We start from the raw sequence: 23,598 nt of genomic DNA, 5'->3' as shown, positions 1-23,598 counted from the left end.
CTTTTTCACCGATACCGGCGAGTCTTATAATGAGGAGGTGCCAAAAATGTATGCAATTATTGAAACAGGCGGAAAACAGTACAAGGTCGCAGAAGGCGATGTCATTCAGGTAGAAAAGCTGGGTGTGGAAGCCGGCGATGCTGTAACCTTTGATAAAGTATTGCTTGTCTCGAATAACGGAGAAGTTAAGGTCGGAAAGCCCTATATCGAAGCTGCCAGCGTCAGCGCGAAAGCAGATTTGAACGGCCGCGGCCAGAAGATCGTTGTTTTTAAGTATAAGCCGAAAAAAGGCTATCACAAAAAGCAAGGTCATCGTCAAGCTTTCACTCAGGTTACGATTGAAAAAATCAATGCGTAATTCTCGCCGGACTGTCCCTGAGATTCGGGGAATTCGAGCGGTGATTGAAAAAAGAGGAGAAACCTATCTTGGTTTTCAAACCAATGGTCATGCCTATTTCGCACCGTCAGGACAAGATATTGTCTGTGCTGCGGTGTCGATGATTTCCATTCAGACAGTCAATGCGATTGAAGCGCTTACCACATCCGCAGTGACTGCCGAGGTAAAAGACGGCTGCTTGACCTGCCGTTTGCAGACGGATTCTCCCGAAGCTCAGCTTTTGTTTAAATCCTATGAACTGGGGCTGAACATGATTTTACAAGAATACGGAGCACAATATATCCAGATTGAATATAGGGAGGTGTAAACCATGTTAAGACTGAACCTTCAATTATTTGCGCATAAAAAGGGAATGGGTTCTTCCAAGAACGGACGTGACTCTCATTCCAAAAGATTGGGCGCGAAGAGAGCAGATGGCCAGTTTGTAAAAGCAGGCAATATCTTATATCGGCAGAGAGGAACGAAGATTCATCCCGGCACGAATGTTGGCCGCGGCAATGACGATACTTTATTTGCTTTGATTGACGGCGTTCTCCGGTTTGAGAGAAAAGGCCGCGACAAAAAGCAGGCATCTGTTTATGCGGTAGCAGAATAAGAGCAAAATTAAAAAACGGCAGACATTTGTTCGGCCGTTTTTTTGTGTTTATAACCCGAATTCCTTTTCTATTTTATCAAGAGAATAGGTGCGCGTTATCATATTTCAGCAGGATATGCAATTTGTTTGGCGGCGGGCTGATTTTCCGTGTGCATCACACTGAACTTTCCTAAAAAACAAATGTTTTAGGGCTTGAAAAAATCAATTGATATGTGCTAAAATAAGAAAAGATATACGCAGCAAGCAATTGAGGATTTCGGTCGGCCGGTTAGGCTTTTCTTTTCCGGTTTGATTTTTTTATGCTGCTTGAAATGGTTGCAGTTTGGGCAAAGCATTCATCGGGATGCGGAATGATTATGCTGTAACAGGAAATGAAAGGATTATTATGATTTTTATTGATCGAGTAAAAATATTTGTGAAATCTGGAAAAGGCGGCGACGGCTGTGTCAGCTTTCGCCGGGAAAAGTACATTCCCAATGGCGGGCCGGACGGAGGCGACGGAGGCGATGGCGGCGATGTGATTTTTGAAGTGGATCCGTCAATGAGCACTTTATTTACTTTTCGCCATCAGAAGCATTATACGGCTGCGGCCGGAGAGCCGGGTGCCGGAAAAAACTGCCATGGCAAGGACGGCTCCGATCTGGTTTTAAAGGTGCCAAAAGGAACACTGATTCGGGATTTTGAGAGCAATAAGATTATTGCTGATTTAGCGAAGGAAGATTCACGGGTAGTGCTTTTAAATGGCGGCCGGGGCGGTCAGGGCAATCAGCACTTTGCTACCGCTACCATGCAGGCACCTAAATACGCTCAGCCCGGTCAGTTAGCCAAGGAACGCTGGATTACTTTGGAATTAAAATCCATTGCCGATGTGGGCTTGGTTGGTTTTCCCAATGTCGGCAAGTCAACCTTTTTATCCCGTATTTCCAATGCCAAACCGAAAATCGCCAATTATCATTTTACCACTTTAACTCCTAATTTGGGCGTGGTGGACCTTTATGATGACAGCTTTGTGGTGGCTGATATTCCCGGAATCATTGAGGGAGCAGCCGAAGGAGTGGGGTTAGGTCATGAGTTTTTAAAGCATATTGAGCGCACCAAGGTGCTGCTGCATATTGTTGACGCAGCCGGCACGGAAGGCCGCGACCCGCTGGATGATCTGGAAAAAATAAGGCTGGAACTGGAAAAGTATTCGCCGCTTTTGCTGGAAAAGCCGCAGTTAATTGCCGCTAACAAGATGGATGCGGCATATGATGATGCCGCCCTGCAAGAAATTCAGGCGGTTTACGAGCCCAAGGGCATCAAAGTTTTTCCGATTTCGGCAGTCAGCGGTCAGGGCGTGGAAGCACTGCTGCGGGAGATTTACAATATTTTGCAAACTCTGCCCAAGGAAGCTACCGAATACGCCAGTGAAATCGACATTAACTTAATAAAAGAAGAAAATGAGCCGATAAATATATATATTGATGAAGACGGCGTATTTGTGGTGGAAGGAAAAGCCATCGACAAGATGCTGGGTTACACCAATCTGGAAACCGAGAAAGGCTTTCACTTCTTTCAAAATTATATTGAAGAAGAAGGCATTAATGCTGAATTGAAGAAATTGGGAATCCAAGAAGGCGATGTCGTCAGAGTCGGGTATTTGGAGTTCGAATATATGGAATAATAACAGTTTCAAGGAGGGAACGATGAAACGAGGAATAGTTGCGGTATTGTTGCTGTCATTATTGATGCTTTGCCAGCAGCCGGTTCAGGCGGCAGAATTAGATTTACAGAGAGACCGGCCGACGTCGGCCAGAGTGCTGGAAGTGATAGAGTCCAATGTTTATAAACTGCTGGTGCTGGATCAGGAGACTCCTCACATTGAGGTTTATGGATTGATTGGCGTAAAGCCAAACGGCAACCGGCAGGCCTATGATTACAGTGTGAAAAAGCTGCTCAATCAAACCGTTTATTTGGTGGAGGACAGCAATATTCCAGCTCAAAATGGAATTCGCTTTTGCTATTTATATGCGGATTTAAATATTTCTCATAATGAAGACTTAATCAAACAAGGATTGGCGTTAGCCGATTCCGACTTTAAGACGGCCAAAGAGTACTTAAAGTTTACCCGCAGCCAGGAATCGGCCAAGAATCAAAGTCTGGGTATTTTTGATTATTCCGATAAAAAGGTCAGTGAGCGGATTTTAAATCTGAATACAGCCAGTACCGAGCAAATTGCCCGGCATTTTGATATTGACAACTTTAAGGCCAGTGCCTGGCATTCCAGAATTACCGAAAACCCAATCAACCGGATGGCAGAATTAAGGGCCTTGGATAAGGAGTTTTTTACGCCGGAAAAGATTATGGAATATGCTCCCCACCTTCATTTGAGAACCAATTTGCAGACGGCGCTGCCGTATGAGATTGCTTCTTTGACCGGCCGGGTAACGGACAGTTCCAAAATTACTGATCAGATTTTGCAATACCGTTTATTTAAGCCCCTGTCTTCGGAAGAGGATTTTAAAAAGTTAAATATTTTAGAAAGTCAGCGCAAAGCCCTGCGGCCGTATTTGACCTATGGCGATCAGTTCTATGAATTTTTCGGGATAGGCGCCAAGGTGGTCAATATCAATACCGCCGACGAAACGCAGATTGCAAGTGCTCTTAGTGTTAGTTCGGCACAGGCAATTATTTTGAGAGATTTTTCTAAGCGATATGTGTACCCTCTGCGTAATGTAGAAGAACTTTTTAAGCCGCATTTTCCCTTAAATAAAGAATTGAGTTCAATGACTGCTTTAAGTGATAATATCCGGCTGTTTACGCCAATTAATGAGGCGGATGAAAATGAAATCCGAAGCTTGTTCGGTAAGGTCAGCGTCGGCGGTTATCAGTTGGCCGGATTAATCAAAGATGTTATGAATAAGCGGCCTTTCCGTGATCAGGCGGCCTTGGAGAAAGCAATTGGCAAAACGTACGCGTCTCAGATTGCCAAATACATTTATTTTGACACATTGCCGCAAACCAATTTTATTAATTTAAACACTGCCGGCAAAGATAAACTGGCACAGGAGTTTCAGCTGACTGATTCGCAAAAATCACAGCTGCGCAGCCAGTACCTTAATCCCGGGGAGCTGCCGGCCTTTTTAATCAAGCATATTGATCGGATTACGCTGTATACCAATGTCAATCGGGCCAGTTTGGAAGAGTTTGCTCAGCTGACTCCGGATATGACCGGCGCTTTAGCTGAGGATATCATCAAAGCGCGGAGCGGCGAGGGCTTTTATGTGCTTGAGGATTTGCGCAAAGTTTTTGAAAAGCATAACCGGCAGGATACTTTTGATAAGATTCAAAAATACCTGATTCTGCAATAATGGGTTCCCCGGATGCAGTCTGTCTGAAACGGCGGCTGAAAGGCGAAAAACTGAGTAATCCGATTTTTCGGAACGTAAGGGAAAGGGGTAGATTTTAAGTTCGATGCTTTTCAGCGGCAAACGAAAACGATGGAAGGAATGAAAGAGCAATGTCAATTAAAAAAATTGCCATATTAGGCGGAACTTTTAATCCCATTCACTATGGGCATCTGCTGATTGCCCAATCGGTTTATTTGACCAAACAATTTGATGAGGTTTGGCTGATGCCGGCCGGCAATCCGCCGTTTAAGCCGGAAGATGCGGCCAGCAGTACGGATCGCCTTTACATGGCGTATTTGGCTGTTAAGAAAACCCCTTATCTAAAGGTATCTTCCTTGGAATGTGAGAGCACCGAAACATCTTACACCTATAAAACTTTGGAGCAGCTGAAAGTTAAATATCCCGGTCATGAGTTCTGGTGGATTATCGGCTATGATAATTTGTTTTCGATTGAATCTTGGCGGGAGGCCGGGCGGATTTTGCAAAACGGGCGACTGGTGATTGTCCGCCGTCTGACCGATGATTTGGCTGGTGCCAGGGACAAGCTGACGCAAATGCAAAGCAAATACAATTTAAAAACTATTTTGGTGGATAATCCGATTATTCAAATTTCCTCAACCATGATTCGGGAAAGGATAAAAAACGGAGAACCGATTGATTTTCTGCTGCCGCGTAAGGCGGCGGCTTATATCCAAAAGCAGGGGCTTTACCGGAAAAGTAGGACGGAGACGGCGGTGCCGCCGGCTGTCGATTATGCGGAGTTATCCGGCCGGATTCGCAAGGATTTGCGTAAGGTTTTAACCCCCAGCCGCTATATGCATACTTTGGGCGTAGAGGCGATGGCGGTTGAATTGGGCGAAAGGTATCATATCAATACGGCTCGTCTGGCGACAGCCGCCTTACTGCATGACTATGCCAAATGTATGTCGGCCGAAACCAAGAAAAAGCTTTGTCAAAAGTATCAGATTGAGATTACGCCGCTGGAGGAAAAAAACTTAGATTTGCTGCACGCTAAACTGGGCTCATATATTGCTCAGGATAAGTACGGGATTGAAGATTTTGAGATTTTAGACGCGATTTACTATCATACCACCGGTAAACCGGCAATGACGGATTTTGCTAAGATTATTTATATCGCCGATGCGATTGAGCCGGGCCGGGGAACGCAGGATTATTTGGAAAAAGCCCGAAAGCTGGCGACAATTTCCCTAAACGAGACAATGCGCTATTTGATAACAGAAACTTTGGACTTTTTAAACTATAAAGGCAAGGCGATTGATCCTCTGACGCAGGAGGCTTATCAGTATTATCAGAACTTAAAGGTTTAACAGAAAGGAGAGGAGGCGGCGGCAGCGCTGCTTCCGGGAAGGCATGGATTATTTAAAGAAAGAAAGTGAACGCAGACAGGAAGAAAAGGCACAAATCAATCAAATCGTCAAGCGAATTTATGCGGTCTTAGATGATAAGCAGGCGGAAGATATCAAAGTCATTGATATTTCCGAAATCAGTGTTTTGGCGGATTACTTTGTTATTGCTCATGGCCGAAATGTCAGTCATATTGATGCTTTGGTGGATCATGTCGAGCAAAAGCTGGCAGAGGACGGCGTTTTTGCCAAGCATATTGAAAAATCGACTGACCGGGGCTGGGTGCTGATGGATTACAGCAGCGTCATCGTTCATATTTTCTCCGAACAGGATCGAAAGTTTTACGAATTGGAGCGGATTTGGGCAGACGGAAAAAGAATTGAAGATGTAAGTGCGCTGTAAGCAGCTGCTTCAAGTGCCTGATAGGTAAGAGAAATTGCTTGATTTCCTTTACGACGAAGGCTGCCGGCATGTCTGACCGAGCACAGTAACTGATAGATAAAACGGGTAAAATCCAAGTTCTCAATGTGAGAATGGTTTTACCCGTTTTTTGATACGGCAAGAATTGCTCTATACGCAAAAAAACTGTTGCCGCTCATCAGGCAAGACACTTTAGAAAGTTGCGGGATGAGCGGCAGCAAATAGATATTTATGATTGAATTACCTGTTGGGAAAGAGAAATCTCCCGGTGAGCTGTTTAAAACCGGCGATACAAAGCAATCACTTTGCCTAAAATCGTCACGTCTTTGACCCGAATCGGTTCATAATCATCATTTTCCGGTTGCAGCCGAATATGATCTTTTTCCCGGAAAAAAGTCTTAACGGTTGCTGAATCGTCGATCAGCGCGACCACAACATCATTGTTCCGGGCGGTATTTTGTTGGCTGACGATAACATAGTCCCCGTCAAATAAGCCAATATTAATCATGCTATCGCCCCGGATCTTTAAAATAAAAAGGTCGGCATTGGTTCTGGGTAAAAAGTGGAGCGGCAAAGCAAAATAATCCTCAATATTTTCGTCCGCCAAAATCGGCAGACCGGCCGCCACCTGCCCCAGGATCGGAATATCAACCAATTCCCGGAGTGGCAGAGGAATCGTTGAGTTTTCGGAAGCCTCGGCATAGGAACCGCTGCTGTAGCTTTCCGGAATATAGTCAGGATGAATAATCTCAATTGCCCGCGGCTTATCCTTATCCCGGCGGATATAGCCGGCTTTTTCCAGTCTGGCTAAATGACCGTGTACCGTTGAAGAAGAACGCAGACCAATTGCATCGCCGATTTCCCGAACACTGGGCGGATATCCCTTGGTTGATAACACATGCTGGATATATCTTAAAATGTTCTCCTGATTGCCGTTTAATTTTTCCATAATACTCCTTTCGGTATACGGTTGTTTCCCATAAAACCATCCATATCGCTGTCTTGGTAAAAGTCATGTGCTTACCCGGCGGCGCTGATATCAAAAGCTTTCTGCTTCCGTTACATAATTTTTGAATAAGGGCATATCTTTCCTTCTTTATTTTAGCATATTTCGGAATAAATTTCAAACAAATGTTCGTTTTTTGTGAAAAAGATATTGACAGGGAATGTATGTTCGTATATAATAAGGATACAAACAAATGTTCGGGGAGGTGCAATATGAGAAATAGTGAAATCAACAATACTTATATTTCCGGTCAGAACCGGCTTGCTTTGGCTGGCCGTTCACGCCGGAAAAGCAGGAAATTGTCGCATGCAAGATCATCCTATAAGCTTACCTTTGTATGTGTGCTTGGACTTTTATTGCTCCTGCTGTCGGTCTTTTTACATATAAGCGCTGAAAAGGTAGAGGCGAAAGCCGATTACGAAAAGGTTTTTGTGGCAGTTGAAATCCAGCCGGGCGATACCCTGTGGGCATATGCCGGGCAATACGCGCATCCCGATTATTATGCTTCCAGGCGGGAATACATTCAGGAAGTCTGCAATTTAAATGCGCTGGAGGATGGAACTATTTATGCCGGCAGAACAATTGCTCTGCCGATGATTCGCTTAAAAAAGTAGTTATTTTATTCTTTCCGCAGTTTGACCGCTTTGGCGGCCATTCTGCGGCGTTCATCTTCCAGTTCGGCGTAATGCTTCTTGGTGGTGTTGACATCTTTATGTCCCAGCACATCGGCTACCAGATAAATGTCGCCGGTTTCCCGGTAAAGATTGGTACCGTAGGTACTGCGCAGTTTATGCGGGGAAATATTCTTCAGGGTAGTGACCAGACCGGAATACTTCTTAACCAGATTCTGAACGGAGCGAACATTGATACGCTTGTTTTGCATTGAGAGGAAAAGAGCGTTTTCGTGACCGGATAGGGGCAAGAGCTTTTTCCGCTTTTCCAGATAGGTTAAAAGTGCTTCCTTTACTTCTTCACCAAAATAAAGGACGACTTCATTGCCGCCTTTGCGCACGATTTTCATGCCGTTAACGCTAAAATCCAAATCATCGATATTCAGGCCGACGCATTCACTGACCCGAATGCCGGTGCCCAGTAATAGAGTAAGCAGGGCTAAATCTCTTTCTTTGGTATGTTCATGCCAATGTTGCTGATTTTTGCTGAGATTTTGACCACTTTCGGCTTCGTCTAACAGTCTGGCCACCTCATCAATCTCCAAACGGGTAATATGATGTTCATGAACTTTGGGCATATCAATTAAAAGTGCCGGATTATTCTGAATCTTTTGTTTCTTATAGAAATAGTTGTAAAAGCTGCGCAAAGACGCAATTTTTCGAGATTTTCCCTTTTCTTTGTTGCTGTGAGAAAGCAGATCGGTTTCATAATAATTCAGATATTCCACATATTGTTCCAGCTCATCGACCGTCAAGGCATCAATATCAGCTAAAGTTAAAGCAGTGATTTTTTTCCCTTTTAATTTAGGTAGTTCTTCCGTTAAAAAAGTAAAGAAGATTTTTAAATCATAGGCATAGGCAATTCGGGTTCGCGAGGCCGTTGTCGTTTCGATTCCACGAAAAAATTGACCGGCCAAGGGCGGCAGCTGAGTTAAAAGCTCGCGCAGGTGCCGGGTATTTTTTTCATCCTGTTTTTCGTGGTAATTAGACATGGGATTCTCCTTTATTAACAGCCCAACCGTTTAAATCAGAGGACTGAATGGCATGGAACAGGCGTTTGTAAAGGCCGGGCATAGTTTCATTAATTTGTTTAAGCAATGCCTTCATTTCCGCTCGTTTGGTATTGCCGTCAGCCGGGCAGGGGCTTTTAACGACCGGTACATTATATTTACGGACAAAAGCTCGAATATCGTTCTCATGGGTAAACAGGAGCGGACGGATGCTGTAAATCTCCCGGCGGTCAAGATAAGTAACCGGCGGGAAAACATTAAATCTTCCCTCATAAAACAGGGACAGCATCATGGTTTCGACAATATCCTCATAGTGGTGGCCATAGGCAACCTTATTAAAGCCAAGTTCTTTCAGTTTCTCATTAAAAGCGCCCTTGCGCATGGTAGCGCACAGCGAACAGGGATTCGTTTCCTGGCGGACATCAAAGATGACCTCGGCAATATCGGTTTGAACGATATGATAAGGCACATCTAAACTGGCGCAAAGCTCCTGTATCGGGGATAAGTCAAAATTATCAAATCCCAGCGACACGGTCATCGCTGCCAGTTCGTATTTTTGCGGATAAAAACGGCGCAGTCCGGCCAAGGCATATAACAGCACCAGACTGTCTTTACCGCCGGAAATAGCTACCGCAATCCGGTCGTTGGCCTGAATCATATGATAAGTGTCGATTGCTTTGCGAACAGAGCTGTATAGTTTTTGCAGTTCCATGAAAATAAAAACTCCTTGAAGTATAAGCGTTTTAATTAAAATGTAAGCCTAAAAAGACGGTTCTGACAAATACAGGAAAATACAGGAAACCGGTCAAAGGCGAAAAAAGTTTTGCCCGTGGTCAGCATTTTCAATGCTTATTTAATTAATCCGGTCAAATCTTTTCGTTAAAGTTGTCTTTTGCGAATAGTTATAGATAGAACAATTATGTAAAATAATTGCATTTAAAAAACTCTACTTCCGCTATTGGCGGCAATTATCCGTTTGTTTGCCAGAATCATATATAGATACTTATGATTGCCGGAACGGCGGTAAGTTCAGATTTCGCTATCAACGGCAATGATGCCAATAATCCGCGCCGACGTCAATTATGATACAAACTTTACATACAGAGCTGATAAATATTATTGTTGACTGCTTACCAAGGCAGCTCAATTGACAGATGCTTACCGAATACTTTATTTTCTTCTAATTGTTTCATCCGTTTGCGGTTGCGTTCCTCATAGCCCTGACAAATGAAGATTTCTTCCTCCGATTCCGGAATAATCCGCGGAACCGGTATCTTATTGCCGTTTTCATCACGCAAGGTCACGAAGGTCCAAAAACTGGTTACCGCCAAATATCTTTCTCCGGTAATCAGATTTTCGCCCAGTACCTTGGTAAAAACTTCCATTGAAGTGGTTCCTGCTCCTGACACAAACGATTCCAGACAAACCGAATGATCCAAAATCAGGGGACGTAAAAAGTTCAGCGTATCAATGGAAGCTGTCATTGTTTTTGCCCGGCAATGCCTGGAAACGCTGACCGCCGCTGTTTCGTCAATCCAGCTGGTCAGCCGCCCGCCAAATAAAGTGCCGTGGGCATTCATATCAAAAGGCAATAATTTTTTGGTATGAAATGCTCTGGTTTCCCGGCAGTATTTGTCCATTAAACGCTTCGATTCTTCCATTTTTTCCATTCTATTTTTCTCCGTTTCTTTACTATTTACTTAATACTTAATTTTTCCATATTCACTTAACTTTATTATCCATGCTACGCTCTGTCGAAATTGCGAACTGCAATCTGTCCGGCGAACTGCCTTTTGTTTCGCTTTTTGCATGGGCATACATCTTGTCCAGCGAAAAACCGCAGTCTTTTGCGAACAAAAAATATCGAAAGTTTCGTTTTCTGTCGTTTTCTGTCCAGGTGCGACGATAGTTGAAACACTGCCCGCTTTTGCGGATTGTAATCAGCTTTTCTTTTCTAAAATAGGGATAATTTGCAGAGGGCTGCCCTGCATTTCAATCAATGCTTTAATATCTTGCGGTGCCACCCAAATTGTTTTGGTATTATCGTTGGGATGCGCCCCTACTTTTTCATATTGAAATAAGTCTTCATCCAAAAGAACTGTGACCTGCCGGCTGTCATCATTTAAAATGCAAAAGGGACTGACCGAGCCCGGCGTAATCTTTAAATATTTCCACAACAAATCAGCGTCGGCAAAGCTAAGCGGCTTACTGCCGATCCGGCGGCGGATATCCTTGATATCAACCCGTTTCTCCTGCGGAACAACCGCCAAAAAGAAGTTTTCCTTTTTTTCATCTCTCAAAAAAAGGTTCTTCACACCCTTACTGTTATCCGGCTCCTTAATATCAACCAAATCCGACACATGAAAAGCAGGAGCATGCTCAACTAATTGATAAGGGATTTTGTGATCATTTAAATAGCGAAATACCTGCTGACAGGCATCCGGGTTATAGTTTTCCATAAAATCACATCCTTATTTCTCAACCTTATCCTAAGGTTTCCCCTTTCTGTCCGGGGGCGGTCTGCCCCTGGTCGAAACGCTATGCGTTTCTGCCCGGGTGGGCGGTCTGCAAACCTTTTAAATCCTGTCGCTCTTTACACTTTGATACAAAAAATAAAGCCCTAAATGAACAAACATAAATAAAAAGGAAACCACGATAAAATACCATTTTCTGGTTTTGTGCCGGAAAGCAAAAATACCGATATAAGCGCCAAACGGTCCGATCATCGCCAGAAGCAGCAAAAACTTTTCGGAAATTCGCCGCGCACGGCTGACCGCCTTGTATTTGTCTAACCCATAAAAAGCGGCGACAAATAGCTGCAGCAAACTGTAAATTAATAATTCTAACGGCATAGGCACCTCTTAGTCAATCGCTTTTTTGTAGTATAAATTAGCGGTTTTCGCTACAAAGCCGCAGTTTTGATAAAGCTTCAGCGCATTTTCATTGTCGGTCACGACTGACAAAGCAATATTCTCACGCCCTTCCGCGCGTAACCGGGCAATTACACCGTTCAGCAATGCTTTTCCCAGACCCTGATGCTGCCGCGCTTTCGCCACGCATAAGCCAAAAATATAATTCAGCTCCGGCCGAACGCCAACCGAGCAGCCGCCGGCGATTTGACCGTTTTGCTCAATAACAAACTTATAAATCTCGGGGTCATGCAGCGATTCGGTTTCATATTTTAACTGAATGGCAATGTCTTCGTCAAAGGCTTCTGCCGCAATTTGGGCTGAAACCGGAATATCATCTTCTGTGGCCGGGCGCACTTCCCTGCTGCTGTCTGCCTCTGCCGGCACTTTCTTAACTGCTGCCGGCCTGTCCTGAACCGGGCTTTTTGCCATTTCCGGTATTTTTCCGGTTGAGCCGGCGAGCGCAGCTTGTGCCGGGTCCTGCCATACCATATAGTATTCGGCTTCGGTATAGGTTCCCCCCAAAGCCGACATCAGATTTTCATAACCGGAGAAGTTACGGTCAACCACATAAAGAATACTGCTATACTCTTTTTTCTTTAATTCCGTCCATGCGGCCTGTAGCAGGAGCCGAAAAATTCCCTGTCGCCGGTTTTCCGGGCAAATTAGGGCTTTAATCTCGGCATCATCGGCTTCATCGGCATAAATATTTAAGATGCCGACCAGCCTTTCTCCTTCATAAGCCAGAAAAAAGGCCGGCAAATCAGCATGGTAATTAAACTGATTGCTTAAATAAATATCAGTGTAGGTGGTGTCATATCGGTTGCAAAGCTTGACCAGATCATCAATTTGATTCTTCTCTGCTTCGCTTAAAACCGTCCGTTTTTGCAGTTCCATCGCGCTTTTCCTCGCTTTTCTGTGTGTTATCATCAACGGAAAACCGCCGAGTCTTGCCTTTTATTATAACATTCCCCCCGGATATGTCAATCTTTTACATTCATTTTTAGCGTTTAACCGCCTTTAAATCTCCTGCGGCAGCACTTGATTAACGATAATCCCCACCAGCGCTGCAATTGCCAAGCCGCTGATGGAAAGATTGCCGCTTAGCGGCAGTTCGCCGATACCGATGCCCAGTACCAAAATGACCGCCGAAATTAAGAGGTTGCGGCTGTAAGCAAAATCCAGATTGGAGTTAATCAGAATCCGGACGCCGACCGAGGCAATCATACCGAATAAAATAATGCTGACACCGCCCATGACCGGGCTGGGAATTGACTGCACCAGATAAGCCAGATGTCCGGACATACTGAAGATGATGGCAAAAACAGCGGCAATCCGCAAAATAGCCGGGTCATAAACTTTGGTTACCGCCAAAACACCGGTATTTTCACTGTAAGTCGTATTGGCCGGACCGCCAACTAAGCCGGCCAGAACCGTAGCCAGACCGTCGCCCAGCAGGGTGCGGTGAATTCCCGGATTTTCAAAAAAGTTCTTGCCGACTACCGCACCGTTGGTTGTGATGTCGCCGATATGTTCAATAAAGACAACCAGCGCAATCGGCGCAATGGCAATAATGTTGCTCCAGGAAAAGCTTGGCAAAAGAAAGACCTGCTCCCGAATTGCCGCTGATGAAAAGGTAAACAGATTAGCGCTGGCAAAGCCGGACAGATCAACATAATTTAAAGGAATGGAAACGATATAACCGACAATTACCGAAATTAAAATCGGTACCAGTTGGAAAAAGCCTTTGGTAAAAATGGAAACCACGATCATGGTAGTCACAACGATGAGAGCAATCAATGCTGCTTTTGGATCAAATTGGCCATTGGTGTAAAGAGCGCTGTTAATGGCAACCGGGGAAAGCCTTAAACCGATAACAATAATGATTGGGCCGGTAATGATAGGAGGAAAGAACTTTTTAACAGCATCGACGCCGATGAAATAAATGAGAATGGAAAGGAAGACATAAACCAAACCGGCAGCGATGATTCCGCCTTTGACATTGGCCAGATTTTGCAAATACAGCGGCCAGTTGGCGGAAGAAGTCAATTCGGTTGCGGAAAAGCCTTGCGGATTAAGGGTTAAAGCAATGGCACCGATAAATGCAAAAGACGATCCCAGAAAGACCGGTACAATTCTTTTGGTCACCAAATGAAACAACAATGTTCCGATACCGGCCGCAAAAATAGCAATCGCAGGGTTCAGACCGGTTAAAAAAGGAACCAGAACAGTTGCGCCGAACATGGCTAAAACATGCTGTACACCTAAAATCATTTTTTTACTGGTACTGATTTCGTTCATTTTATTCTCCTTTTTGCTCAAAAAAAAGATTAAGCAAACCACTTAATCTCAGTTGTATTGAAAGCATTATGAAATTATTTTGTTTTATGATAATCTCCAAACGCTTATCTAATGAAATAAATTATCATAATTTCGTAAGACTGTCAAGATATTTTTAAAATCTTCCGGTAAATCACTGGAAAATCGCATTTCCCGGCCGGTTCGGGGATGAATAAACCCGAGCTCACGGGCGTGCAGAAGTTGTCCCTCTAAATGAAACAAGGATTTTTTGGGGCCGTACAACTTATCCCCGAGCACCGGATTACCGAGATGAGCCATATGCACTCTGATCTGATGGGTTCGGCCGGTTTCCAGACGGCAGCTGATATAGGTAAACTGCCCCTGCTTCAATCGTTCCAGTACCCGATAATGAGTCACTGCCCATTTCCCGGCCGCAGCTACCACTCTCTTCTTCCGGTCAGAGGCGGCCCGGTTTAAAAAAGTAGAAATCGTGCCCTCATCCTCTTTCACATTGTTTTGCACGATAGCTTCATAGCGCCGGAATAATTGATGACTCTTTAACTGGGCGGCGATTTTTTCATGCATTTCGTCATTTTTGGCAATCAATAAAAGACCGGTTGTATCCTTATCAATGCGATGTACGATCCCCGGCCGAAAATTACCGTTAATACCGGAGAGTTTCCCTTGACAATGATGAATCACGGCATTGACCAGCGTCCCGGCCATATGTCCGGGTGCGGGATGCACTACCATGCCGCGCGGCTTATTAACCACCAAAAAATCATCATCCTCAAATACGATATCCAGAGCGATATCCTCGGCAGCGGCAGCTTGCGGAACTTCCTTTTCCGGCAGCAGCAAATCAATTTGATCGCCCCGGCAGCAAAGATAATTTGGCTTGACCGGCCGGCCGTTGACCCGGCAGGCTTCTTCCTTGATCAACTTTTGCAAAAAGCTGCGGCTTTCTTCCGGCAGCTGCAAACTTAAAAACTTATCAATCCGGACTTTTTCATCGAAATCATAGAGCCATTCCATTTAAAATTCCAAATCCTTATATTTGGTCATAACTAATCCGATCAAAACCAGTGAACCGGTAACAACATAAATGTCCGCCAGATTAAAAACCGGAAACTCAAACCAGTAAAAATGCAGCATATCAACGACATAGCCCAGGCGAACCCGATCAATCAGATTGCCGAGTGCACCGGCAATCAAAAACAGCAGGACAAATCGAATCGTGTCATATTTTTTCGTCAGCGGCAGCTTATACCAAAAATACAAAATCAACAGAAAAATAATACCGGTAAAAACCGAAAGTAATATCGGTCCATATTGCTTGTTAGCAAAAATGCCAAAAGCCACACCGGTGTTTTCCACATAGGTCAATTCAAAAATCCCCTTTAAGACCGTAAGCGGCGGATTTCCCTTCAATTTTAAAATGGTCAGCAGCTTTGTGCCCTGATCCAGCAGCACCAGCAGTGCTACGATTAATATCGACTTCATGTCTAATTATCCTCATTGCTCAATATTTCTTTCGCCTTAGCCCAAGATTCTTTAGGCTCTTCTTTATTCGGCTGTTCTCTTTCCATCAAATCATCGGCAAAGTTGACATCTTCCTTGCCAATCATATCCAGTTGCAGCTGCAAATATTGCTGAACTTGAATTTTAGCGGTTTCAAAGGAACGCATCAGGTTTTTCTTTTGCAGGCGCAGATGATTCAGTTCGTCCTTGGTATTGCCTAAAATTTCCTCGGCTTTGAGCTCTGCTTCCCGCTCGATCAATTCTGCCTGCTCTCTGGCCCGCTGCTTTGCTTCCTCGGCTGTCTTTTCCGCTAAAATCAGCGTATTTTGCAGGGTTTCCTCCATGGTTTTATAATATTGGATGCCCTCGCTTAAAACATTGAGCTTATCCTTTAATTCAATGTTTTCGCGATACAGAACCTCATAATTGGCAATAATCTCTTTTAAAAACTTGCGGACTTCTCTGGTGTTAAAGCCCATCAGTGCTTTATCAAACTTTTTTGATTCAATATCCAGGGGTGTTAGCATTTTGACCTCCGTTTTCTTATATTTTAAGCCGGTGCATTAAGCACCTATTTTAAAATTCAATTTTTTTTGTTATAGCTTAGGCAAACGGACATTTATGCTTGATATTTTTTGAAAAAGGAAGCCAAACATAAGTATCCTGTAAGCAAATAAATAGTTATATCAGCTATAAGATTGCTTTTAAAGCATCGATGACGATAAAAGCAATCAGCGGCGAAATATCGAAAATATTCCCGTTGCCCTGAAAGATAGAGCGCTCAATCAATTTACGAATCGGTTCCAGCAAGGGCTCGGTCAATTCATATAAAAATCCCTTGACTCTGGTTATCATGGGTGAGCCGGATGGAACCCACGACAAAAGGACACGGGCAAATAAAGCGATTTCAATCGCTGTTAAAAACCAGGAAACTGTTTTTACCAATAATTCCATTTTATTCACTCTTCCACGGCAAAATAATGCCGTTTGATTTCAGTTCTTCCTGAAAATGTCCGGCAATATCCACATTTTCAGGGGCAATAATAAAGATATTTTGTGTTACCCGCTCCAGGTTGCCGCCTAAGGTATAAACCGCGCCGGAAACAAAGTCCATAATCCGCTGGGCAATGCTGTAGTCCATTTTTTCCAGATTGACAATCACCGGCCGCTGACTGCGGATATGGTCGGCAATCACCTGCGCTTCATCATAGGTTGCCGGCTGAATCACGACTACCTCCATTTGCACACTGGCATGGAAATTAACTACATTGCCGGTCTGCGGCCGGCTGTTGCGGTCAGCTTTAGGTGTATAACTGCTTTCCACCGAGCGCAGTGTCCGCTCCCGTTCGGTCCGTTCCGGCCGTTCATAGGTATCTAATTTTACTTCCCGTCTGGCCGGACGAATATTTTGGGTGGTTGGTTCCTCCAATCGCTCCTCGGTGTTCATTTCCATTTCATCTTCTACCGCGTCGGTATCGCCCAGCTTCATCACGTTCATCAATTTATCAATGAAATTTGCCATCATCTTTTCTCCTTATTTATAATTTCTTTCGCCGAAAATAGCTGTTCCTACCCGCACATGGGTCGCTCCTTCTTCAATCGCAATCGGATAATCGTTGCTCATCCCCATCGACAGAACATTCATAGATACATTATCATAGTTTTTGGCTTGAATGTCAACTGAAATTTGCCGAATTCTTTGAAATATACTGCGGTTATTTTCAGCAACGCTGACATAGGGGGCAACTGTCATCAGCCCTTTGACACTTAAATGGCGGTATTCGGTGATGCGCTTGATAGCTTCGTGGATTTCCGTCTCTAAAAACCCTTGTTTTTGACCATCGCGGGCAATATCCAGTTGCAGCAAAATATCGACGGTCAGGCCATGCTTTCCGGCATAATCCTCGATTTCCTGAGCCAATTTCAGGGAATCAACCGAATGGATCAGAACGCATTTTCCGGCCACATATTTCAGTTTATTGGCCTGCAAATGACCGATCATATGCCAGCGCACGTCCGGCGGCAAAAGCGGCAGCTTATCTCTGATTTCCTGCGGCTTATTTTCGCCAAAATCCAACTGACCCAAGCTATAAAGCTGCCGGATCTCCTCGGCGCTGCGGGTCTTGCTGACGGCAATTAAATGCAGTTCATCTTGGCTCCGTCCGGCCTTGGCTAAACTGTTATGAATTGTCTGCCAAACCTGATTTAAGTTTTTCTCCAGTTCCATTTCCTTTCCTTCCTGCTGTTCTGATTTTCTAATCTGCGGACACAGCCCTTACTTGACAATAGAAAACTCCTTAATGTTTTGAGCTTCTCCGGCAATTTGGTCATAGATTTTAATGCTGTAAGGGAAAAACTTCTGCACAATGCTGAAATGATCGGATTGATACAGGCGGCGAATCCGTTTAAAATCAGCATAACCTTTATTTAAAACATAAACGCCTAAGATTTTTTCCTCCTTGGTAATAGTATAGCTGTCGTATTCTTTGGTGTTTTCCGTATCCAAGTTAAAAATAACATCATTTTTTGTCAGGGCCTGCGGGTCATCGACCGCTAAAACATAGTAATGATTTTCCGCATCCTCACCGTAGACCTTGATCCGAACAGAAACGCCGATTTCCTGTTTTTTTTCATCCGTCGCCTTTTTGCGGACAAAGTAATCGCCCCGCTCGTCCTTATCCACTGCCGTTTTGGGAATAAGCAGCACCTGTTTGGCGGCAATTGCCGAATTGGGAATCTTCAGGCCGCTGTGCTGATCATAAGTAATTTGGAGCGGCACAAAGCGATCGTCTAAAAAGCGGTTAATGAATCGATCCGCCTGAAAAACCGCCAAATAACTGCCCGCATAAGGTTCCAGCCGTTCCAGCCGCACGGTCATGGATAAGTTTTTTGAAGGAAAAAACAAAGTAATATAACTGCCCAGCAAATCTTCCAGATAGCTATAGGCGGAGGCGTTTATTTCAGCACCGAAGTAATAATAGAGATTATCAATCGTTTTAAATAAAAAGTCACCTACCCGTACTTCTTTTTTTTCCAGTCGGTACAGAGGCTGGGCCTCTCTTTTTAAATCCGAGGGTTGAAAATCCTGAGCCGAAATGGTTTCCAGACCATCCGTATAATAGGAAATGGTTGAGGACTGTCCGGCAGTATAGGCCTTACCGATGGCGGCAATCTGCTGCCGGTACATTTCCAGGTTGTCCCGGCTTTTCTGATAACTGCCGCTGTCGTGGACAGTATAACCGAAGCTGCCGCTGCTTAACATATTTTCCAAATCAAGCAAGGCCTGGCCGGTATACTCAAACCGGCGGGAGCTGGCATTAATGGCATATTCGCGCAGAAAGGCCTGCAATTCCTTTTCGGTCTGCGGGTCGTAATTAACGGTTGCGGCCATTCTGGCCTTTTCTGCGCTCAGCCCGGCTAAGATTTGCTGCCTTTTTGCCGCGTCATGCGTCACACTGCAAACCGTTTCTCCTTTTTTGGCGGTAGCGCCGGTCGGCAGGAAAGTGTCAACAATTCCGCTGTCGGTGGCATAAATATTGGTTTCCTGCCGCAGTACCATGGCATTAAAGACATCGCTTTCCGTCAGGCTTCCGGCTTCGACGGTCACCGCTTTAATTGACTGGGTGCTCAGAGAATGATAAATCACAAATATGCTGTAAATCAAAACAACACTGGCAGCGAAAATACTGACCGGAATATGCCGGTTGACTTTTTCCTTGGCGCTTTCCCGGTACTCCATTGCCTTAAATTGATTGATATCTTTTTTTTCCGGTGTTTTCATAAGATATACTCTTTCTGTCTGATTCTTGGCGTTTTCCGGCGGGCGGCAATCAGGTCAGCGCCAAAGCCGCTCCTTTGTCCGGACAAGCCAGAATCCCCGCTAATAGCTAAATGCCGATCAATCTACCATTCCGTCAAAAAACGATGCGTTGTATTCTAAAAGCTCAGTCAGCATCGGTTTCATGCCTTCGATTTCACTGGCTTTTTGAGTCTGGACGCTGACTCTTCGGCCGCTTTCGTATTCCATATACAGGAAAAGTGACATGTTTTCGGCATCTGCTTCGTCATCCGCCGCTGTCCGGCTGCCCATACCGTAATAGCCGGCTTCATGGTTATCTAAGCGCTTGGTCGCGTGATTAAAATGACTAAAGTCATAGCTAACGGAAAAATTATATTCAACTAAAATCGCTGTCAGGCCGGCGAAATAACCTTCCGGCAAAGCGATCTGCTGTTCGGAAATAATAGTTCCCGCCTCCTCATCCCAGACCTCTTTGCCGAGCAGATGCATTTGGCCGCCAATGGCTTCATCTTCGCTGACCTTCCGGTTTTCATACATTACGCGCTTGCCGTTTTCCATATATTCCAGCTCAAACCAGCTGACGGACGAAGCCTCATTCGGTGGGTACAGGTCACGATTCCCATGATCGGCAAACCAGTCCGCGAATACGGTATAAATCTTCTCCGTCCATGCGGCGTAAGGGTCATTATTGACCGTAAAACTGAGGGTTTCTCCGGAAGCGTAATTGACTTTCAGATTACATTCCTGATACTCCGGCGGCAGGCCGGCGGTCAGGCGGTAAAGTCCGTTTTGGCCCGCCAGTTTTTCCTGTTCGATCACCCGCTGCAAAGCCGTCAGCAATTTTTGGTCTGCCGGAAAACGGATTCCGGAAATGTATTCCGATGCCGTTAAGACGCCGTTTTCATCCGGCTGAACCCGGAACTCAAACATATGCTTCTCCTGTTCCACATCGGTCCAGCGGGTGGCTAAGTAAAAGCGAGTGTAAAACGCCGAGATCTCCTTGGAGTTTATCACTTTCGGTGCGCCGGGATCGGTACGATTAAGTACCCCGCCGGGAAGCCCTTCCTCTGGTTGGGACTTGGCCGAATCGTCACAGCCCAAAAGCCCGTAGATCATCGTTATTCCCAGTAGGGCGGTTATTATCCATTTTCCTTTTTGTAGTCGCATCCTGTCCCTCCTGTTTTGTATTGCGTTGCCATATCTTTACCTGTTTCGTGATCGCCGGAAGTTTCCGGCATGCGCCCTGCCCCGCGAGCAGACAAAATGCCGCACAGCCAAGCGAAACTCTGCGGGCATTAACAGCCGCTGAATAAAAACGCTGCCGCCGGGAAAAGAGTTCGGTCTGATCAAACTTATAATAACGCATGCCGGCGGCCGGTGTCAACTTAAAAGCTAATAAAACCTTTGAAAATATTGCGTTTTTAAAAACGGCAGTTCAGGCAAGGCACTTGTAATTAGCTTTCAGTGAATTATGAGTAATATTCATGGTGCCGAACTTTGAAAAACTTGATTTTCAGCCGGCAGCTACTTGTAATTTTTCTTGATTATGGTATACTGATTACTAATTCAACTTAAATTTTACGAAATTCTATGAAACAAGGCGGTAATCTATGAAAATATTAGTTTTAGCGGATGCTGAATCTACCTATATCTGGGATCATTTTGATCCGGAAGCTTTTGCCGGCGTTGACCTGGTCATCTCCTGCGGCGATCTGAAAGCTTCGTATCTTTCTTTTATTGTCACTATGCTGCCGGTTCCCCTGCTTTATGTACCGGGCAATCATGATTCGGATTATCTGCGTAATCCGCCCCTCGGATGCGACTTGATTGATGATCAGGTGGTGACGGTTAAGGGCTTGCGGATTATGGGGCTGGGCGGTTCCTATCGTTATAAACCGGGACCGTTTCAGTATAATGAAGCAGAAATGGCCAAACGGGTCAAATCCATTTCCCGCAAGATTGAAAAGGCAGGCGGCATTGATATCATGGTAACTCACTCGCCCGGCCTCGGTATGTATGAAACGACAGATTTGCCGCATCGGGGGTTTGACAGCTTTAACCGAATATTGGAAACCTATAAGCCCTCTTATTTTCTGCACGGCCATGTGCATATGAATTATTCGCATAAAATAAAGCGGCGGCAGCAAATCATGCAAACCACCGCCATTAACGGCTATCAGTATTATATTTTCGACTATGAACCGAATGGTTTTCAGTATCAGAAAAAATCAAGATTCATATCGTTTTTTCACGCCAAGTAAATCCAAAAAGGCGTCCTGCCCTTTCCGGATGGTAATATTCGGAATGCTGCCCAGGACGCCTTCAATCAGAAAATCCATGGACATAATTTCCTGTCCGGTCATAATCTGTCCTTCGTCCTGTATTTTATTCCCCTTATTATCATAAATTAAGCCCGAAAACGGCTGAAAACTCCCCAGACTAATCATTTTTTTCATAAACTCCACCGTGTTCTTCAATTCTCTGGGTAAAAGATTTTTTGAATAAAAGAATTCTACTACGCCGGAGCTCAATCCCCACCAGTAATTAACCGCATTTTCGCCGGGGCCGAATAATTTGGAGCGGCTGTAATCGCCGTTAATAATACTGACCAGAATTTTCTCATAAAATACACCCCAGTTCCACAAAGGAATAGCCAGATAATTTTTAAACTCAGGGTCAAATTCCTGATTGGAAGGATAGCGGTCGCGAATAAAATAAAGGCCGTTAGACTGCAATTTATTCGTCAGCACATTTGACTCCTGATGCATAACAATATCGGCTCCTAAGCTGGCAAACTGCTCATCGGTTGCTTTGATCCGGGGCAGACAGTTTTCCTTGCATTCCGATACCCATTTCAAATACACCTCGGCATGCGGATTGACAAATCGGGCGCCCAAGGTATAAGCATTGACGGAACTGATAAACTCGGGAATCGGATAGGTTGCCGCATAACCGATGATATTGGTTTCGGTCATTGCTCCGGCCACAATCCCTGCCAAAAAATGTGCCTCAAAAATCCTCCCGAAATAGGAACGGACATTTTGGTAGGACATTGCTTCCGAGCAGTTCAGGAAAATGGTGCTCTTATATTCCAGCGCCGCTTTTAACGTGGAAAAGATAAAGGTCGGCGAAGTGGTAAAAATGACGTCAAAGCCTTTTTCGGCCACTTCTTTAATCGTGTCATAAGCGCTTTCATCCTCCGGTACATTGAAAAACGATTCCGTTGAAATCCGGCTCTCCAGCTTAGAGTCGACATGATTTTTCCCCAATTCATGCTGATAGACCCATTCCGAACTGTCAGCGCTGCCGGCATGAACAAAGGCCACTTTTAAATGTTTGCGGCTGGCCCCGAACGGATTCAGATCCGATAAAAAGCTAACGGATTTGGGCTCACGCTGTTCGCTTTGGGTCAAGTCCAGTTGGCTGGGCTTGGGCAGATTTTCCAGTTCGGTCCACAGGGCTTTCAGCTGCCGGGTAATCTGCGAATTGACCAGTTCCGGATCGTAGCCGTAAATATCCAAATAATACAGGAAAGCATCGCCGGTGGTAATCGGCAAAGTATTTCCGTTTAAGGAATAATAAGCTGACCGGAACTGGAAATAAAAGGATTTGAAATGGATAATATTTTCCCCGCTCCAATTAAACTTTTCAATGTAGCGGTAGCATTTGGGAAAGCTGCCGATTTTGGAAAACCATAAAAAATTGATCTTGGTTTTTTTGTAAAAATCCAAATATTGCCGGTAGATGCGAAGTTCTTCCGTATCATACTCAAACTTCGGCACCAGCCGAATGACTTTGGCCATAATCTGCACCGCTTTATAATATTTTAAGACGCTGACTCTTTTGTTGCCTTCCAGCACATAGTAGCGGCCGAGATATTCATAAGCAATGATCGGATCACGAATGCCCTCTTCGTTATGAGCCTGACACAAAGCAATCCATTTGGATGCAAACTCACTCTCTTCTTCCAAGAGCGGCATAAAACCGCAGGAAAAAGAGGTGGATCGGCCCTGGTTCTTGGTGCCGGCGATTTTTTTAATCATAATCTCCTGGGTTTCCAGCTCCACTTCCGACAAAATCCGGTCGGAGGGAACGCTTTGCTCCAGCGGCATCAAATAAGGGCTGCCGCCGGATATTCGCGCCCGATTGGCTTCTCTTAACCCGATTCTTCTGGCTTCCTCATATTCTGATAAATATAAATTACTATCCATTTTT

General features: G+C 44.7%; 27 protein-coding genes. 9 read left to right on the top strand and 18 right to left on the bottom strand.

Annotated elements, in window-relative coordinates:
• The first annotated feature begins 46 nt into the window (after positions 1-46).
• The 7 genes from rplU (at position 47) to rsfS (ending at position 6,148) form a co-directional block, all read left to right on the top strand.
• Entirely contained in the window at positions 47-358 is a 312-nt protein-coding gene (rplU, locus tag C3V36_10385; protein ID AVM69613.1) for a 50S ribosomal protein L21, read from the top strand.
• The gene (locus tag C3V36_10380) at positions 351-704 is read left to right on the top strand and encodes a ribosomal-processing cysteine protease Prp (GenBank protein AVM69612.1); all 354 of its coding nucleotides are present in this window, start codon (positions 351-353) and stop codon (positions 702-704) included. The genes rplU and C3V36_10380 overlap by 8 nt, the downstream gene beginning before the upstream one ends.
• A gap of 3 nt (positions 705-707) precedes the next feature.
• Positions 708-992: a 50S ribosomal protein L27 gene (locus C3V36_10375; GenBank protein AVM69611.1), complete on the top strand. Its 285-nt coding sequence runs from the start codon at positions 708-710 to the stop codon at positions 990-992.
• A 388-nt stretch (positions 993-1,380) separates the two neighbouring features.
• Complete coding sequence (locus C3V36_10370; GenBank protein AVM70518.1) at positions 1,381-2,655, top strand: GTPase CgtA; 1,275 nt, start codon at positions 1,381-1,383, stop codon at positions 2,653-2,655.
• A gap of 22 nt (positions 2,656-2,677) precedes the next feature.
• Positions 2,678-4,342 carry a hypothetical protein gene (locus tag C3V36_10365; GenBank protein AVM69610.1) on the top strand — a complete coding sequence of 555 codons (1,665 nt, stop codon included), beginning with the start codon at positions 2,678-2,680 and terminating at the stop codon, positions 4,340-4,342.
• A gap of 149 nt (positions 4,343-4,491) precedes the next feature.
• Positions 4,492-5,709: a nicotinate (nicotinamide) nucleotide adenylyltransferase gene (gene nadD, locus C3V36_10360; protein AVM69609.1), complete on the top strand. Its 1,218-nt coding sequence runs from the start codon at positions 4,492-4,494 to the stop codon at positions 5,707-5,709.
• Positions 5,710-5,752: 43 nt separating this feature from the next.
• Positions 5,753-6,148: a ribosome silencing factor gene (gene rsfS, locus C3V36_10355; GenBank protein AVM69608.1), complete on the top strand. Its 396-nt coding sequence runs from the start codon at positions 5,753-5,755 to the stop codon at positions 6,146-6,148.
• A 295-nt stretch (positions 6,149-6,443) separates the two neighbouring features.
• On the opposite strand, the gene C3V36_10350 is transcribed toward rsfS, so the two are convergent.
• Complete coding sequence (locus C3V36_10350; GenBank protein AVM69607.1) at positions 6,444-7,115, bottom strand: hypothetical protein; 672 nt, start codon at positions 7,113-7,115, stop codon at positions 6,444-6,446.
• 269 nt (positions 7,116-7,384) lie between these two features.
• Here C3V36_10350 and C3V36_10345 point away from each other — a divergent pair, with 269 nt between their 5' ends.
• Positions 7,385-7,786, top strand: coding sequence for a hypothetical protein (locus C3V36_10345; protein AVM69606.1), 402 nt, complete (start codon positions 7,385-7,387; stop codon positions 7,784-7,786).
• 5 nt (positions 7,787-7,791) lie between these two features.
• Here the strand turns inward: C3V36_10345 and C3V36_10340 are convergent, their stop codons facing one another.
• From C3V36_10340 to C3V36_10265, 16 genes are all read right to left on the bottom strand, one after another.
• Entirely contained in the window at positions 7,792-8,835 is a 1,044-nt protein-coding gene (locus C3V36_10340) for an integrase (GenBank protein ID AVM69605.1), read from the bottom strand.
• Positions 8,828-9,565 (bottom strand): tRNA 2-thiocytidine(32) synthetase TtcA, encoded by a 738-nt coding sequence (locus C3V36_10335; protein AVM69604.1) that lies wholly within the window; start codon positions 9,563-9,565, stop codon positions 8,828-8,830. Before C3V36_10335 ends, C3V36_10340 begins: the two co-directional genes overlap by 8 nt.
• Positions 9,566-9,983: 418 nt before the next feature.
• Positions 9,984-10,493 carry an acyl-CoA thioesterase gene (locus tag C3V36_10330; GenBank protein ID AVM70517.1) on the bottom strand — a complete coding sequence of 170 codons (510 nt, stop codon included), beginning with the start codon at positions 10,491-10,493 and terminating at the stop codon, positions 9,984-9,986.
• A 300-nt stretch (positions 10,494-10,793) separates the two neighbouring features.
• Positions 10,794-11,312 (bottom strand): prolyl-tRNA synthetase associated domain-containing protein, encoded by a 519-nt coding sequence (locus C3V36_10325; protein ID AVM69603.1) that lies wholly within the window; start codon positions 11,310-11,312, stop codon positions 10,794-10,796.
• Between the two features lie 117 nt (positions 11,313-11,429).
• The gene (locus C3V36_10320; GenBank protein AVM69602.1) at positions 11,430-11,705 is read right to left on the bottom strand and encodes a DUF1294 domain-containing protein; all 276 of its coding nucleotides are present in this window, start codon (positions 11,703-11,705) and stop codon (positions 11,430-11,432) included.
• Between the two features lie 9 nt (positions 11,706-11,714).
• A complete protein-coding gene (locus C3V36_10315) occupies positions 11,715-12,692 on the bottom strand; it encodes a hypothetical protein (GenBank protein AVM69601.1) in 978 nt (325 codons plus the stop codon).
• Positions 12,693-12,782: 90 nt separating this feature from the next.
• Entirely contained in the window at positions 12,783-14,063 is a 1,281-nt protein-coding gene (locus tag C3V36_10310; protein ID AVM69600.1) for a uracil permease, read from the bottom strand.
• Positions 14,064-14,171: 108 nt separating this feature from the next.
• Positions 14,172-15,098, bottom strand: coding sequence for an RNA pseudouridine synthase (locus C3V36_10305; GenBank protein AVM69599.1), 927 nt, complete (start codon positions 15,096-15,098; stop codon positions 14,172-14,174).
• Positions 15,099-15,566: a signal peptidase II gene (gene lspA / locus C3V36_10300; protein AVM69598.1), complete on the bottom strand. Its 468-nt coding sequence runs from the start codon at positions 15,564-15,566 to the stop codon at positions 15,099-15,101.
• A 2-nt stretch (positions 15,567-15,568) separates the two neighbouring features.
• Positions 15,569-16,111 (bottom strand): hypothetical protein, encoded by a 543-nt coding sequence (locus C3V36_10295; GenBank protein AVM69597.1) that lies wholly within the window; start codon positions 16,109-16,111, stop codon positions 15,569-15,571.
• A 163-nt stretch (positions 16,112-16,274) separates the two neighbouring features.
• Positions 16,275-16,538 carry a YggT family protein gene (locus C3V36_10290; GenBank protein ID AVM69596.1) on the bottom strand — a complete coding sequence of 88 codons (264 nt, stop codon included), beginning with the start codon at positions 16,536-16,538 and terminating at the stop codon, positions 16,275-16,277.
• Between the two features lies 1 nt (position 16,539).
• Positions 16,540-17,082: a cell division protein SepF gene (locus C3V36_10285; protein AVM70516.1), complete on the bottom strand. Its 543-nt coding sequence runs from the start codon at positions 17,080-17,082 to the stop codon at positions 16,540-16,542.
• A 36-nt stretch (positions 17,083-17,118) separates the two neighbouring features.
• Positions 17,119-17,811 carry a YggS family pyridoxal phosphate-dependent enzyme gene (locus C3V36_10280; GenBank protein AVM69595.1) on the bottom strand — a complete coding sequence of 231 codons (693 nt, stop codon included), beginning with the start codon at positions 17,809-17,811 and terminating at the stop codon, positions 17,119-17,121.
• Positions 17,812-17,859: 48 nt separating this feature from the next.
• Entirely contained in the window at positions 17,860-19,365 is a 1,506-nt protein-coding gene (locus C3V36_10275) for a hypothetical protein (GenBank protein AVM69594.1), read from the bottom strand.
• Between the two features lie 117 nt (positions 19,366-19,482).
• The gene (locus C3V36_10270; GenBank protein AVM69593.1) at positions 19,483-20,499 is read right to left on the bottom strand and encodes a hypothetical protein; all 1,017 of its coding nucleotides are present in this window, start codon (positions 20,497-20,499) and stop codon (positions 19,483-19,485) included.
• Positions 20,474-20,749 (bottom strand): hypothetical protein, encoded by a 276-nt coding sequence (locus tag C3V36_10265; protein ID AVM69592.1) that lies wholly within the window; start codon positions 20,747-20,749, stop codon positions 20,474-20,476. Before C3V36_10265 ends, C3V36_10270 begins: the two co-directional genes overlap by 26 nt.
• A 244-nt stretch (positions 20,750-20,993) precedes the next feature.
• Between C3V36_10265 and C3V36_10260 the strand changes: the two genes are divergently transcribed.
• Positions 20,994-21,644 (top strand): metallophosphoesterase, encoded by a 651-nt coding sequence (locus tag C3V36_10260; GenBank protein ID AVM69591.1) that lies wholly within the window; start codon positions 20,994-20,996, stop codon positions 21,642-21,644.
• On the opposite strand, the gene C3V36_10255 is transcribed toward C3V36_10260, so the two are convergent.
• Positions 21,612-23,594, bottom strand: a complete 1,983-nt coding sequence (locus tag C3V36_10255; GenBank protein ID AVM69590.1) for a BMP family ABC transporter substrate-binding protein — start codon at positions 23,592-23,594, stop codon at positions 21,612-21,614. The genes C3V36_10260 and C3V36_10255 overlap by 33 nt on opposite strands.
• Between the last annotated feature and the right edge of the window lie 4 nt (positions 23,595-23,598).

The sequence above is a fragment of the Lachnospiraceae bacterium oral taxon 500 genome, assembly GCA_002999035.1.
Taxonomy (GTDB): domain Bacteria; phylum Bacillota; class Clostridia; order Lachnospirales; family Vallitaleaceae; genus W11650.
Note: the sequence above shows the minus strand (reverse complement) of the source record. Positions and strands in the feature narration are given on the sequence as shown.